The sequence below is a fragment of the Nocardia sp. NBC_00511 genome (genome assembly GCF_045161165.1).
Taxonomy (GTDB): Bacteria; Actinomycetota; Actinomycetes; order Mycobacteriales; family Mycobacteriaceae; genus Nocardia.
Map to the genome: position 1 here is coordinate 4,031,299 of NZ_CP107849.1, position 13,480 is coordinate 4,044,778.

Genomic DNA, 13,480 nt, shown 5'->3' on the forward strand with positions numbered 1-13,480 from the left:
ACCGGTCCGCGGCGGCGCGTCTTCCTTGGTGAAAGAGTCTTCGGATGTCTTACTGAAAGATACTGAGTCCTCGGTCATTTCGTCGCTCACCTATCCCGTTCCACCGGCCACCTGGGCGGCCGCCTGCGCGCGCAACTGCTTGGCGGTCAACTGCCGTGAGGAGCCGCGCGAGTAGTGCCGCTCCAGGTAGTACTGGCCGACCATGAGCACGCTGGTGACGAGCAGGTACCAGGTGGCGGCCACCAGCAGCAGCGGCACCGGCTGGAAGTTCACGCTGTAGATGTCGCGGGCCCGGCCGTAGAGGTCGGTGGTGAGCGGGATGGCCGTCACCAGCGAGGTGGTCTTCAGCATGGAGATCAGCTCGTTGCCGGTGGGCGGGATGATCACCCGCATGGACTGCGGCAGCACCGTGCGCCGCATGGTCTGCGACCACGACATGCCCAGCGCCACCGAGGCCTCGCGCTGCCCCTCGCCCACCGAATTGATTCCGGCACGCACGATTTCGGCCATGTAGGCGGCCTCGTTGAGACCCAGGCCGACCATGGCGAACACGAACGGGGCCGACCAGTGCTGCACGTCGAAGTGCGCCAGCGACGGCCCGAACGGGACACCCACGGTGATGGTCTTGTACAGCGACGGGAACAGGCCCCAGAACACCAGCTGCACATACACCGGGGTGCCGCGGAAGATCCAGAGGTAGGCCCACGCCACCGAGCGCAGCACCGGATTCGGCGACAGTCGCATCACGGCCAGCAGGATGCCCAGCAGCACGCCGATGAACATGGCGAACACGGTCAGTTCGAGGGTCACCACCGCGCCCTGGGCAATTCGCTTGTCGCCCAGGTACTTGAAGTAGGTGTCCCAGTGGTAGGCGTCGTTGGTCTTGGCGCCCCACACGAACAGCGCCAGCGCGATCAGAATGACGGCCGCCGCGATCCACCGGCCCGGCCGCCGCAGCGGAATCGCCTTGATCGGCTCGGGTTCGGTGTTCGCGGACGTCGCAGCCGAGGCTGCGGAGTTGTTCTCCTGCTGCGACATCGGAATTAGCTCGTGGCTCCGTTGATGACCGACTTGGTGATCGCGCCTTCCTGGACGCCCCAGTTCTCGGCGATCTTGCGGTACTGCCCGTTGTCCATCAGGTACTGGACGGCTTCCTGCAGTACGGGCGAGAGCGGCGAGCTCTTCTTGACCGGCCAGCCGTAGGGGGCGGAATCGAAGATGGGCCCGGCGGATTCGATCTTGTCGCTGGCCTGCTTGATGGCGTACGCGGTCACCGGCGAGTCGGCCGACATGGCGTCGACCTGGCCCTGCACCAGCGCGGTGGCGGCGGCGGACTGCTCGTCGTAGGCGACCTTCTGGATCTCCGGCTTACCGGCGGCCACACACGCCTTGGACTTGGCCGGGATCTCGTCGGTGTCCTGAACGGTGGTGCGCTGCACCGCGACTCGCTTGCCGCAGGCATTGTTCGGGTCGATCGACTTGCCCTTCTGCTGGGCCCACTGGCTGCCCGCGGAGAAGTAGTCGACGAAGTCGGCGGTGGCTTCGCGCTCCTTGTTGTCGGTGAACGACGACATGCCGAGGTTGAAGGTGCCGGCCTCGATGGAGGGGATGATCTTCTCGAAATCGGCTTCCTTGTAGTCGGTTCCGAGGCCGAGCACCTTGCCGACCGCGTCCATCAGGTCGACGTCGAAGCCGACGATCTTGCCGCTGCTCGGATCCTTGTACTCGTTGGGCTGGTAGGGAACATTGACCCCGACGACCAGCTTGCCGGACGACTTGATGTCGGCGGGCACCTTGGCCGCGATGCTGTCCACCTTGGCCACGTCCACCTTGGCGACATCGGGAGCGTTGGACTCCGAGTTGCTGGTACAGGCGGTCAAAACCAGGGCGCCCCCGGCTAGGACGCAGGCGGCCCGCAGGGCGCTCCCGCGGAGATCGAAACGAACAGACACAGCAGTCCTCCACATGTTCGGTGCGCGACATCCGGGCATTACCCGCCGTTTGAAATGTAGGCGAGTGACACCTTCCGCGTGGGTCGGTAACCGAACATTAATCGGCGACACGCCTTTACGTGGCCGAACACGCCCGGTCCCGGAAGTGCGCGCTCACCAGCGGTGCAGCCGTGCGCGCACCTGCTCGGTGAATTCGGAGGTAGATGCTAGCCCACCCAAATCGGACGTCGCGACCCCGGCCCGCAACGTCTCCGCAACCGCGTGTTCGATGCGCTCCCCCACCCGCCGCAGCGCGCTGTGCCGCTGGGTGCGACCCATCCAGCGCAGCATGCCCGCGGCAGAGTTGAACAGCGCCACCGGGTTCGCGCGATTGTGCCCGGCCAAGGTGGGCGCGGCGCCGTGCACGGCCTGGGCCATGATCTGGGTGTCCGAGCAGTTCACCGACCCCGCCATACCGAGCGAGCCGCTGAGTTCGCCGGCCAGATCCGAGAGGATGTCGCCGAAGAGATTCTCGGTGACGATGACGTCGTAATCCTCCGGCGCGCGCACCAGATGCGCGGCCGCGGCGTCGACGTGCTCGTCGTTCACCTCGACGCCCGGATACTGCGCAGCCACCTCGTAGCAGACGTCCCGGAACATGCCCATCGTCATCGGCAGCACGTTCGCCTTGTGCACGATGGTGACCTTCTTGGATCGTTCGCCCGCGATCTCGAAGCCCAGGTGCGCGATGCGCTCGATCGCGGCCCGGGTGAACACCCCGACCGAGAGTGCCACGTCCCGGGACGGCTGGAACTCACCCGATCCGGCGGCCATATTGCGGTCGGCGTAGAGGCCCTCGGTGTTCTCGCGCAGGATCAGCAGGTCCATGGCCGGGGCCGTGGAGCGCACGCCCTCGAGGGTGCGGGCCGGGCGGATATTGGCGTAGAGCCCGAATCGCTTGCGCACCAGGCCTCCCGGTGGCAGGCCGAGCCGATGCTCGGGCGCGTAGGAGGCGCTGTCGTGCGGGCCCATGATCCAGGCCTCCAACTCCGCGAGCTGTTCGAGGGTGTGCTCGGGCACCGGGCTGCCGAACTCCTCGATCGCGGCCCGCCCGAACGGCAGCGACACCCACTCGACGGGCTGCTGACCGGTGGACTCGAAGGCGTCGTCGACGACGTCGCGGGTAGCTCTCACGATTTCCGGGCCGATGCCGTCGCCTTCCAACAGGCCCAGCCGCAGTCGAGTGTCGAGATCGCTCATGGCAGTTACGGTAGTGGGTAACCGGTGGTGGAACAGCGACCGCCGCCACTGCGTACGCAGGGAAGATAACCGTTGGGCCCGGTGTTGGACCGGGGGACATCGATACGAGAGGACACCATGGCCACCCAAGCCCTCACCGAGCAGAACTTCGACGAGGTCATCACCGGGAGCGACATCGTTCTCGTCGACTTCTGGGCATCGTGGTGCGGTCCGTGCCGCAGCTTCGCGCCCACCTTCGAAGCCTCTTCCGACAAGCACCCCGACGTGGTGCACGGCAAGGTCGACACCGAGGACCAGCAGGGCCTGGCGGCGGCCGCCAACATCCGCTCGATCCCGACCATCATGGCCTTCCGCGAGGGCGTGCTGGTCTTCGCGCAGCCGGGCGCACTGCCGCCGGCCGCGCTCGAGGATCTGGTGACCCAGATCAAGGCTCTCGACATGGAGGACGTGCGCAAGCAGCTCGCCGAGCAGCAGCCCGCCGACCAGTCGGCCGAATAACTCGCCACCCGCAAACACCGAAGCGCCGCATCCCCGAAAGGAGATGCGGCGCTTGGCTTTTCAGAGCGTGGGTGACGCCGTCAGGAACTACTGGAAGTGGGCGCCGAGGTGGTTGATCCCGGCGATCATGGCGCGGATGGTCGCCTCGGCGGAGTCGGCGGCGATGGCCGCGCCCCAGCCGCGACGGCCGTTGAACTCGCACTGGATGAAGGTGGCCAGGCCGCCTTCGATCGGACGCTGGTGGAACGCGAGGATCTCGACCGGATAGCCCTCGTCGTAGAGAGCCGAGGTGAGCGCCGCCACCGGGCTGCCGGTCGCCACCACGGTGCGCAGGCGATCGGCGATTTCGAGGGTGGCCTTGCCGGCGCGGTCGCCGAGCGGGGTCCAGTCGCTGAGCTTCACCGGACCGCGCGGTTCGCAGTACCGGCCGTGGAACTCGGCGGGGGTCAGGCCGTTGCTCTCGGCCCGCAGGCTCGCGGGGGCAGCGGCAATGAACATGGGGGCATCAAGGGTGATGGTCATTGAACTAGGTCTTCCCGATTTCTTCCGAAGAAATGGCAGAGGGGACCAGCAGAAAAAGAAGTTCACACGGCCGCAGCGAGGGGCCGGTCCGAATCAGACCCCGCTACGGCGGAGAACTACGAGTACTCGCGCGTCAGCCACACTCGCGGTAAGCGAAATGAGCACGGCGCGGTCGCGGTCGGCGACTTCGAGCGCTGCGCTGCGGCTGGGGGCGGGATTCGGCACGGGGTCGAGCATAGGGGGACTCCCATGCATTGGCAACCACATTCGATGTCGACCCACGAGTAACTTCTCCGCAGGTCACCCGACATGCGACGCCCGCCACACGGGCCGCCACGCCGCCTCGGGCAAACACCGGTGAGCCCGCAACCATCCGGCAGATAAACGCCCAGCTCAGGGCAATCCAGACAAGTCCGAAACCCGCTCGCAGACTGACCAGTCCGAATGGCGGCGCATTTCGACATCACACCTGTCGAAGTCCAGCAACCATCCAGAATTGCGACACGCCGAAAAGCCAACGCGCCGAGCCGCTCCTGCACGCGAATTCACTGCGGCTGGCGAAAACACGTCGGCCGCGAACTCCCGAAAGAGTTCGCGGCCGACGAGTTCGACTATCGGAATGCGCGGCTCACTAGTGCGCGGCGGTGTCCCAGCTGCGACCCACGCCCACCGAGACCTCCAGCGGCACCGAGAGGTCGATGGCGTTGGACATGTGTTCGCGGGCAAGGGCTTCCAGCTGCTCCCGCTCCCCCGGCGCGACCTCGAAGACGAGTTCGTCGTGGATCTGCAGCAGCATGCGGGACTTCAGCCCGGCGGTGCGAATGGCGCGCTGGGTGTCGATCATCGCCACCTTGATGATGTCGGCGGCGGTGCCCTGAATGGGAGCGTTGAGGGCCATGCGCTCGGCGGCCTCGCGGCGCTGCCGGTTGCTGGAGTCCAGGTCCGGCAGATAGCGGCGGCGACCGAAGAGGGTTGAGGTGTAGCCGGTCTTGCGGGCCTGGTCGACGGCGTCGCGCAGATAGTCGCGGATCGCGCCGAAACGGCTGAAGTAGACGTCCATCTGGACCTTCGCCTCATCGGCGCTGATCTTCAACTGCTGCGACAGACCGTAGGCGGACAGCCCGTAGGCCAGGCCGTAGGACATGGCCTTGATGCGGCGGCGCAGCTCCGGATCGACCGCGGTGATCGGAATGTCGAAGGCCTTGGAGGCGACGAAGTTGTGCAGGTCCTCACCGGAGTTGAAGGCCTCGATCAGGCCCTCGTCCTTGGACAGGTGGGCCATGATCCGCATTTCGATCTGGCTGTAGTCGGCGGTCATCAGCGACTCGTAGGCGACCGAACCCTCCGCTCCCGCACCGGAACCCACCACGAAGGTGTCGCGGATGCGGCGGCCCATATCGGTGCGGATCGGAATGTTCTGCAGGTTGGGCTCGGTGGAGGACAACCGGCCCGTGGCGGCCACCGTCTGATTGAAGGTGGTGTGGATGCGGGCGTCGTCGGCGATGGACTTGAGCAGGCCGTCGACGGTCACCTTCAGGCGGGTGGCGTCGCGATGCTCGAGCAGGTGCTGCAGGAACTCGTGTTGCGTCTTCTCGTAGAGGCCCTCGAGCGCGTCGGCGTCGGTGGTGTAGCCGGTCTTGGTGCGCTTGGTCTTCGGCATGTCGAGTTCGTCGAACAGCACCACCTGCAGCTGCTTGGGCGAACCCAGGTTGATCTGCTTGCCGATGACGCCGTACGCGGCATTGGCGGCCTCGCCGACCCGATCGGCGAATTCGCGCTGCAGCGTCTCGAGCTGGGCGGCGTCCACGGCGATACCGGCGGCCTCCAGCTCGGCCAGCACGCTCAGCAGCGGCAGCTCCATATCGCGCAGCAGGGCGGTGGATTCGATGCGCTCGAGTTCGGTGTCGAAGGCGTCGGCCAGATCGGAAACCGCACGGGCGCGCAGCATCTGGGCATTGGCGATCTCGGTGTCGACCAGATCCTCGTCGTCGAGCAGCGAGAGCTGGGATTCACCGGCGTTGTCGACGCGCAGTTCCCGGCTGAGGTAGCGCAGCGACAGGTCTTCCAGGTTGAAGGTGCGCTGGCCCGGCAGGATCAGGTAGGCGGCCAGGGCGGTGTCGGTGGTGAGGCCGCCCAGCTGCCAGCCGCGGCCGCGCAGTGCGTGGATGGCGGTCTTGGCCTCGTGCAACGCCTTCGGGGTCTCGGGGTCGGCGAGCCACGCGCCCAGTGCCGCCTCGTCCTCGGGGGTGAGGCCGTGCACGTCGATGTAGGCGCCCTCGCCGTCGGCGGCCGCCAGGGCCACCGCCTGGGCGTCGCCCTGGATGGGCGAACCGTTGCCGACGACGGAGATTCCGTGCCGCACACCGGGCTTGGCGTGCTCGGCCAGCCAGGCGGTGACGGTGCCCGGCGCCAGGGCGCTGCCGCTGATCTCGAAGCCGGACTCGGCCTCGGGCTCCACCGGGGCCAGGGTGTCGAACAGGCGGTCGCGCAGCACCCGGAATTCCAGCTCGTCGAAGAGCTGGTGGATCTTGTCGCGATCCCAGGGCTGCATGGCAAGCTGATCCGGGGTGTAGGGCAGCGGCACCTCGCGCACCATCTCGGTCAGCTGGCGGTTGAGCATGACGCCGGAAAGGTTGGCGCGCAACGCGTCTCCGACCTTGCCCTTCACCGTGTCGACCTTGTCGACCAGGGTGACCAGATCACCGTATTCGCGAATCCACTTGGTGGCGGTCTTCTCCCCCACGCCCGGGATGCCCGGCAGATTGTCGCTCGGGTCGCCGCGCAGGGCCGCGAAATCCGGGTACTGCGCCGGGGTCAAGCCGTACTTCTCCTCCACCGCGGCCGGGGTGAACCGGGTCAGCTCGGAGACGCCCTTCTTCGGGTAGAGCACCGTGACGTTGTCGTTGACCAGCTGCAGCGAATCGCGGTCGCCGGTGACGATGAGGACCCGGAAGCCCTCCGGCACGGCCTGCGTGGTGAGGGTGGCGATGACGTCGTCGGCCTCGTAGCCGTCGATGGCCATCACCGGGATGCCGAGCGCGCCCAGCACCTCCTGCGTGGTCTCCACCTGCCCGCGGAACTCGTCCGGCGTGGTCGCCCGGTTCGCCTTGTATTCCGGGAACACCTCGGTGCGGAAGGTCTTGCGGCTCACATCGAATGCGGCCGCCACATGCGTCGGCTTCTCATCGCGCAGCAGGTTGATCAGCATGGCGGTGAAGCCGTACACGGCGTTCGTGGTCTGCCCGCTCTGCGTCTTGAAATTCTCCGCCGGCAGCGCGTAGAACGCGCGGTAGGCCAGCGAATGACCGTCCAGCAGCAGCAGCGTCGGCTGCGCGCCGGAAGCGGCTGTGGTTGACGTGGCACTCGGACGCTGATCGGTAGAGGCAGGGGTCACCCGCAAGAGTGTAGGTATCCCCTCCGACATCCGTGGGCAGCGGGCATACCCGGCCCGTCGCCGCAGGTCGGGTAAACCGATTTCGCGCCGCCCCAGGGCACCTGGTAGCGTGATCTCCCGCCAAGGGGTGTAGCTCAATTGGCAGAGCAGCCGTCTCCAAAGCGGCAGGTTGCAGGTTCGATTCCTGTCGCCCCTGCAGAAGGCTTCGGGCCGGTCACCAGAAGGTGACCGGCCCGAATGCTTTTCGGTGGTTTCCCGCCTCAGCCGACACCGAGGTAAGCGGACTTGACCGCCGGGTCGTGCAGCAGATCGCCGCCCAGGCCGGTCTTGGTGACACCGCCGGTCTCCAGGATGTAGGCGCGGTCGCTGCGGGTCAGGGCCTGCTGGGCGTTCTGCTCGACCAGCAGCACCGTGGTGCCGCCCGCGTTGATGTCGGCGATGATCCGGAAGATCTGCTGAATCACCATGGGGGCCAAGCCCATCGACGGCTCGTCGAGCAGCAGCAGTTCCGGGCGGGCCATCAGGGCGCGGCCGATGGCCAGCATCTGCTGCTCACCGCCGGAGAGGGTGCCGCCCACCTGACGACGACGCTCGGCCAGGCGCGGGAACAGTTCGAACACCCAGTCCAAGGTCTGGTTGTACTCGGCCTTGACCTTGAACGGGCGTGCGTGACAACCCATGTCGAGGTTTTCCTGCACCGTCATGCCCGGGAAGACACCGCGACCCTCGGGGGCCTGGATGAGCCCGGCCACGACCCGCTCGTGTGCCTTCATGCGGGTGATGTCGCGGCCCTGGAAGGTGATGCGGCCGCGGGTGAGCGGCAGCAGGCCCGACAGGGCGCGCATGGTGGTGGTCTTGCCCGCACCGTTGGCGCCCAGCAGGGTGATCAGCTCACCCTGGCCGACTGTCAGCGAAATACCGTGCAGGGCTTGGATTCTGCCGTAGTTGACGACCATGTCCTCGACCACCAGCAGTGGCTCGGGAACCCGCACGACCGGCAACTGCTCGGTGGGCATCCAATCGCCGCCCAGCACGCCACCACCGGACGGAACCGGATCCGGCTTCGGCGCAGCGGGTTTCGGCACGCTCGGTGCGACAGGCCACGCCGAGACCGAGGCGGCGGGTCTCGGCACACTCGGTGCGGTCCCGCCCGGTTGACCGCCCTCGGCGTCGTCCGGCACACCCAGGTACGCGTTGATCACCGCGGGGTCCTGCCGGATCTGCTCCGGCAGCCCGTCGGCGATCTTGCGGCCGAACTCCAGCACCACGATCCGGTCGGTCACGCCCATCACCAGGCGCATGTCGTGCTCGATCAGCAGCACCGTGTAGCCGTCGTCGCGGATCTTGCGGATCAGATCCATCAGCGCGGCCTTCTCGCTCGGATTGAATCCGGCGGCCGGTTCGTCCAGGCACAGCAGTTTCGGCTCGGTGGCCAGGGCGCGCGCGATCTCCAGGCGGCGCTGATCACCGTAGGAGAGGTTGCGGGCCTTCTCCACCGCGTGCGGTGCGATACCGACGAATTCCAGTAGCGCCATGCCTCTTTCGATGGCGTCGCGCTCCTCGCGGCTATGGCGCGGCGTGCGGAACACCGCGCCGGGCACCGAGGTGTGGTGGCGGGCGTCCGCGCCGACCACCACGTTCTCCAGCGCGGTCATCTCCGCGAACAACCGGATGTTCTGGAAGGTGCGGGCGATGCCGAGCCGGGTGATCTCGTTGCGCTTGGACTTGGTGAGCGGTTTGCCGTCGAAGAGCACCTGACCCGAAGCGGGCTGGTACACACCGGTAATGGCGTTGAAGCAGGTGGTCTTGCCCGCGCCGTTGGGCCCGATCATGCCGAGGATCTCGCCGCGGCGGATGTCGAAGGTGACGTCGTCCAGCGCGGTGAGGCCGCCGAACTTCACCGTCAGCCCCTCGGTGCGCAGCAGCGGCGCACCGATCTCGGTCTCGATATCACGATGCGGCGCAACGACTTCCGCCACCACATCGGGGTCCCGGTAGACCGGCAGCACCTCGGTGACGTCGAAGGTGCCCGCACTGGGCTCGACCGGCTGCCCGGCGTATCCGGCCGAGAGGTCCTCGTTGTCGTAGAGCCCGTCACCCGCGCCCGGCCCGGTCATCGGGGTCCTCCAGTGGTCTCGACGGCCGGTGCGGGGGTGCGGTGCACCGCGCGGTAGACGGTGCGCCCGTAGGCGAGCAGCTTCTGCCGCACCGGGAACAGGCCCTGCGGGCGGAAGATCATGACGACCACCAGGGTGACGCCGTAGAACAGATACTTGTAGTCGCCCAGCGACTGTCCGCCGATGTTCACCGACATGAACCGGTTGGGCAGGTACACGATCAGGAACGCGCCGACGATCACGCCGAGCTTGTTGCCCTGGCCGCCGATCACCACCGCGCACAGGAACAGCATCGAGTTGATGATGTTGAATCCGGTCGGATTGATGAACTGCACCTGGCCCGCGTACAGCGCACCGGACATGCCGCCGATGCCCGCGCCGATCATGAACGCCCACAGCTTGAACTTGAAGGTGGGCACGCCCATCATCTCGGCGACGTCCTCGTCCTCGCGGATTGCGACGAACGCGCGGCCGACCCGGCTGCGCTCGAGGTTGCCGACGACCAGCAGCACGATGATCACCAGCACCATGCCGATCCAGAACCACCAGGTGCCGGAGTTGGCCCGGTCCAACAGATTCCAGCTGTGCGGGTCGCCCAGGTTGCCGGAGGAGAAGTAGCCGTTCGGATGGGTGTCCGAGACGCCCACCCGCGGATAGGCGATGCGGGACAGCCCGAGGCTGCCGTTGGTGATGTCGCCCAGGTTGTCGGCCAGCAGGCGCACGATCTCACCGAAGCCGAGGGTCACGATGGCGAGGTAGTCGCCGCGCAGCCGCAGCGTGGGAGTGCCGAGGATCAATCCGGAGACCGCGGTGACGGCGATCGCGATCGGAACGCACGCCAGCCACGCCCAACCGGGCTTCAGCCAACCGTCGGTCTGATTCCACGGACTGTTGGGACTGGTGAGCAGGCCGACGGTGTACGCGCCGACCGCGTAGAAGCCGACATAGCCGAGGTCGAGCAGACCCGCCTGTCCGACAACCACATTCAGGCCGACGGCGATCAGCGCGGTCATCGCGAACTGCGCCATCACGCCGGAGAAACTGGTGCCGGGCGTATCCAGCAGCGGCACCTTGAACAACGGCAGCAGCGCCAGCACGATGATCAGCGGAACGCCGAGGCCCCACTGCGCGGGCCGCGCCAGGCCGCCCCACCAGTCGCGCACACCGTCACCGAGACCACGTCCGGGCACCTTGGTAGGCATCTTGTCGCTCATACCCGCGCCCTCCCCAGGCTCTCACCGAGAATGCCGGTGGGGCGGATCATGAGTACGGCCACCAGCACCACGAACGCGACCACGTCACGCCACTGGGTGCCGAAGAGGATCTGCCCGTAGTTCTCCGCGAGACCCAGCAGCAAACCACCCAGCAACGCGCCGCGCAGGTTGCCGATACCACCGAGCACCGCCGCGCTGAAAGCCTTGATGCCGAGGATGAATCCGCCCGAATAGATGATGCCGTTGGGGATCTGCAGCGTGTACAGCATCGAGGCCGCGCCGGCCAGCAGGCCGCCGAGCAGGAAGGTCGTCATGATGATCCGTTCCCGCGAGACGCCCATCAGCGTCGCGGTGTCCGGATCCTGCGCGACCGCGCGGATGCCGCGGCCGAATTTCGTTCTGTTGATGAGGATCTCGGTGATCGCGGCCAGCACGATCGCGGCCACGATGATCACGATGGTGACATTGGTGACCGGTGCGCCGAAGATCGAGAACTGCTCGGTGGGCTGCACCAGCCGGATCGGCTGCTGCGCGTTGGTGCCGCCCAGCTTGGACCCCGACAGCTTCGGCAGCACGTAGTGCACGAACTCCTGCAGCACGAACGACATGCCGATCGCGGTGATCAGGAAGATGAGCGGCTTCGCGCCGCGTTTTCGCAACGGGCGGTACGCGATTCGTTCCAATCCGACGGCCGCGCCACCGGAGACCAGCATGCCGATCACCATCGCGACGAACAGGTAGATGACGGTGAGCACCACGCCTTCGGAATACACATTTCCGCTGGGGCTGAATCCGAGCGCCATGAGACCGACATATTGCCCGAACATGCCCACCATGAATATTTCCGAATGGGCGAAATTGATCAGTCGGAGCACACCGTAAACCAGGGTGTAACCGACGGCGACCAACGCGTAGATCGAGCCGTAGGCCAGACCGTCCACGGTGAGCCGCCAGAACTGGTGAATCACATCGGAGACGTCGAAACTGATGGAACTGTTCGCCAGCACAGTCGCATCGGCCAGGAGTGTGGAAGACATTCGTTACTCTCGCCGTCGAGGAAGCGGCGCGCGCCGCGGACAGGTCACGCTCATATTCGACCTATCGCGCATTCGGCGCACGCCGCTTCGAATCGGTGGGACTACTTGACCTCGTACATCCAGATCAGCGCGTTCGACAGTTCGCCCTGCGCGTCCCACTTGTAGGTGCGCGCCAGGCCGGTGCCGTTGTAGTTACGAACGTAGTCGACCAGGTCGGAGCGGGTGACCTTACCCGCGGCGATGCCCTTGAGCACGATGGTGGTCAGGTCGTAGCCCTCGGTGGAGTAGGTGCCCGGGTCGTAACCGCTGGACGCCTTGTAATCGGTGGTGAACTTCTCCGGGGCCGGGCCACACGGGCACGACAGCAGCGCGCCCTTGGACGCGTCGCCCGCCTGCTTCACGAACTCGACGTCCTTGGTGCCGTCATCGGAGATGAAGGTCGAGGTGACGCCGCCGGAACGCAGCTGCTGCACGAACGGGGCCGCCTCGGCGTAGTAGCCCGCGTAGAAGATGGCATCGGCCTTGGCCGCGGCCAGCTTGGAGACGGCGGCCGAGAAGTCCTTGTCGCCGGTCTTGACCTGCACCGAGCAGCTGGCGTCGGCGAGCGGGCCGAGGCCTTCGGTCAGGGTCTTGGCCAGACCGGTGCCGTAATCCGAATTGTCCTGTGCGACACAGATCTTCTTGTACTTGCCGGTGCCCGCCAGGTATTTGGCGACCGCCGGACCCTGCACACCGTCGTTGCCCAGGCCGCGGAAGAAGGTCTTCCAGCCGTTGGTGGTGAGCGTGACGTTGGTGGCCGACGGGGTCAGCGAGACCAGCCCGGCATCGCTGATGATCTGGCCGGTGGCCTTGGTCTCGCCGGAGAAGGTCGGGCCGATCAGGGCGGTGATGGACGGGTCGCTGATGATGGTCGGAATGACCTGGGTGGCCTTCTGCGGGTCACCCTCGGTGTCGAACTCCTTGACTGTCACCTGGCAGCCCGAGTTGGCCTTGTTGTGCTGGTCGAGCGCCAGTTTCACGCCGCGGATGATGTTGAGTCCGAGGTTGGCGTTGGCGCCGGTGAGCGGGCCGGCCATGGCGATCGTCTGCGGCGCGCACTTGTCGTTGCCGTCGCTGGCCGGATTCGCGGCCGCGGAGTTGTCGGCGGCCGGAACTTCCTTGCCGTCCTTGTCGATCTGGACCAGGGGCTGGATAGTCAGACTGCCCCCGCCGTTACCGCCACCGCTGTTGTCGGTGGACTTGCTGCTGCAACCGGCAGATGTCAGAGCAAGTACCGCTGCCGCGCCGATGATCACCGCTCGGGCCGTGCGACTGCGCCGCAGGCTCGAGGCATGTGTCCATGAACCAAGCACGATTCACCTCATGTTCTGTGCACCCCCGGGCGACCGAGGAGGGCCGCCCCATCGATCGGCCCGAACCAGAACATAGTCCCGCCACGTTAGCTCCGCATCACAATCGAATCTTCAATGTGACATCGCAACCATTCGAGAACGCCCCCGTGTTACCG

At 66.5% G+C, this 13,480-nt stretch carries 10 protein-coding genes, 1 tRNA gene and 1 pseudogene; 2 read left to right on the forward strand and 10 right to left on the reverse strand.

The window, feature by feature from the left end:
- Positions 1 to 90: 90 nt before the first annotated feature.
- The 3 genes from OG300_RS18975 to OG300_RS18985 form a co-directional block, all read right to left on the reverse strand.
- A complete protein-coding gene (locus tag OG300_RS18975; RefSeq protein WP_405497768.1) occupies positions 91 to 1,038 on the reverse strand; it encodes an amino acid ABC transporter permease in 948 nt (315 codons plus the stop codon).
- Positions 1,039 to 1,043: 5 nt separating this feature from the next.
- Complete coding sequence (locus OG300_RS18980) at positions 1,044 to 1,967, reverse strand: ABC transporter substrate-binding protein (protein ID WP_405497770.1); 924 nt, start codon at positions 1,965 to 1,967, stop codon at positions 1,044 to 1,046.
- 138 nt (positions 1,968 to 2,105) lie between these two features.
- Entirely contained in the window at positions 2,106 to 3,191 is a 1,086-nt protein-coding gene (locus tag OG300_RS18985; RefSeq protein WP_405497772.1) for an isocitrate/isopropylmalate dehydrogenase family protein, read from the reverse strand.
- A gap of 117 nt (positions 3,192 to 3,308) precedes the next feature.
- Between OG300_RS18985 and trxA the strand changes: the two genes are divergently transcribed.
- A complete protein-coding gene (gene trxA, locus OG300_RS18990; RefSeq protein WP_405497774.1) occupies positions 3,309 to 3,689 on the forward strand; it encodes a thioredoxin in 381 nt (126 codons plus the stop codon).
- Positions 3,690 to 3,776: 87 nt separating this feature from the next.
- On the opposite strand, the gene OG300_RS18995 is transcribed toward trxA, so the two are convergent.
- Together OG300_RS18995 and polA are read right to left on the reverse strand one after the other, a co-directional pair.
- Entirely contained in the window at positions 3,777 to 4,211 is a 435-nt protein-coding gene (locus OG300_RS18995; RefSeq protein WP_405497776.1) for a 2-keto-3-deoxygluconate kinase, read from the reverse strand.
- A gap of 631 nt (positions 4,212 to 4,842) precedes the next feature.
- The gene (gene polA / locus OG300_RS19000; protein ID WP_405497778.1) at positions 4,843 to 7,605 is read right to left on the reverse strand and encodes a DNA polymerase I; all 2,763 of its coding nucleotides are present in this window, start codon (positions 7,603 to 7,605) and stop codon (positions 4,843 to 4,845) included.
- A gap of 123 nt (positions 7,606 to 7,728) precedes the next feature.
- On the opposite strand from polA, the gene OG300_RS19005 reads away from it, so the two are divergent.
- Positions 7,729 to 7,801: transfer RNA gene (locus OG300_RS19005), tRNA-Trp, on the forward strand.
- A 64-nt stretch (positions 7,802 to 7,865) separates the two neighbouring features.
- Here the strand turns inward: OG300_RS19005 and OG300_RS19010 are convergent.
- The 5 genes and pseudogenes from OG300_RS19010 to OG300_RS19030 form a co-directional block, all read right to left on the reverse strand.
- A complete protein-coding gene (locus OG300_RS19010) occupies positions 7,866 to 8,621 on the reverse strand; it encodes an ABC transporter ATP-binding protein (protein WP_405498593.1) in 756 nt (251 codons plus the stop codon).
- 153 nt (positions 8,622 to 8,774) lie between these two features.
- Positions 8,775 to 9,722: pseudogene (locus OG300_RS19015) on the reverse strand (ABC transporter ATP-binding protein); the annotation flags it as partial.
- Positions 9,719 to 10,936 carry a branched-chain amino acid ABC transporter permease gene (locus OG300_RS19020; protein ID WP_405497780.1) on the reverse strand — a complete coding sequence of 406 codons (1,218 nt, stop codon included), beginning with the start codon at positions 10,934 to 10,936 and terminating at the stop codon, positions 9,719 to 9,721. The pseudogene OG300_RS19015 and the gene OG300_RS19020, both read right to left, overlap by 4 nt.
- Positions 10,933 to 11,973, reverse strand: a complete 1,041-nt coding sequence (locus OG300_RS19025; RefSeq protein WP_405497782.1) for a branched-chain amino acid ABC transporter permease — start codon at positions 11,971 to 11,973, stop codon at positions 10,933 to 10,935. Before OG300_RS19025 ends, OG300_RS19020 begins: the two co-directional genes overlap by 4 nt.
- Positions 11,974 to 12,074: 101 nt before the next feature.
- On the reverse strand, positions 12,075 to 13,295 hold the full coding sequence (locus OG300_RS19030) for a branched-chain amino acid ABC transporter substrate-binding protein (RefSeq protein ID WP_405498594.1): 1,221 nt from the start codon (positions 13,293 to 13,295) through the stop codon (positions 12,075 to 12,077).
- Positions 13,296 to 13,480 lie beyond the last annotated feature (185 nt).

What these genes read in the sequence shown, in the direction of transcription:
- OG300_RS18975 (WP_405497768.1), bottom strand. Translation starts at nt 1,038, where the DNA reads ATGTCGCAGCAGGAGAACAACTCCGCAGCCTCGGCTGCGACGTCCGCG.
- OG300_RS18980 (WP_405497770.1), bottom strand. Translation starts at nt 1,967, where the DNA reads ATGTGGAGGACTGCTGTGTCTGTTCGTTTCGATCTCCGCGGGAGCGCC.
- OG300_RS18985 (WP_405497772.1), bottom strand. Translation starts at nt 3,191, where the DNA reads ATGAGCGATCTCGACACTCGACTGCGGCTGGGCCTGTTGGAAGGCGAC.
- trxA (WP_405497774.1), top strand. Translation starts at nt 3,309, where the DNA reads ATGGCCACCCAAGCCCTCACCGAGCAGAACTTCGACGAGGTCATCACC.
- OG300_RS18995 (WP_405497776.1), bottom strand. Translation starts at nt 4,211, where the DNA reads ATGACCATCACCCTTGATGCCCCCATGTTCATTGCCGCTGCCCCCGCG.
- OG300_RS19010 (WP_405498593.1), bottom strand. Translation starts at nt 8,621, where the DNA reads ATGCCCACCGAGCAGTTGCCGGTCGTGCGGGTTCCCGAGCCACTGCTG.
- OG300_RS19020 (WP_405497780.1), bottom strand. Translation starts at nt 10,936, where the DNA reads ATGAGCGACAAGATGCCTACCAAGGTGCCCGGACGTGGTCTCGGTGAC.
- OG300_RS19025 (WP_405497782.1), bottom strand. Translation starts at nt 11,973, where the DNA reads ATGTCTTCCACACTCCTGGCCGATGCGACTGTGCTGGCGAACAGTTCC.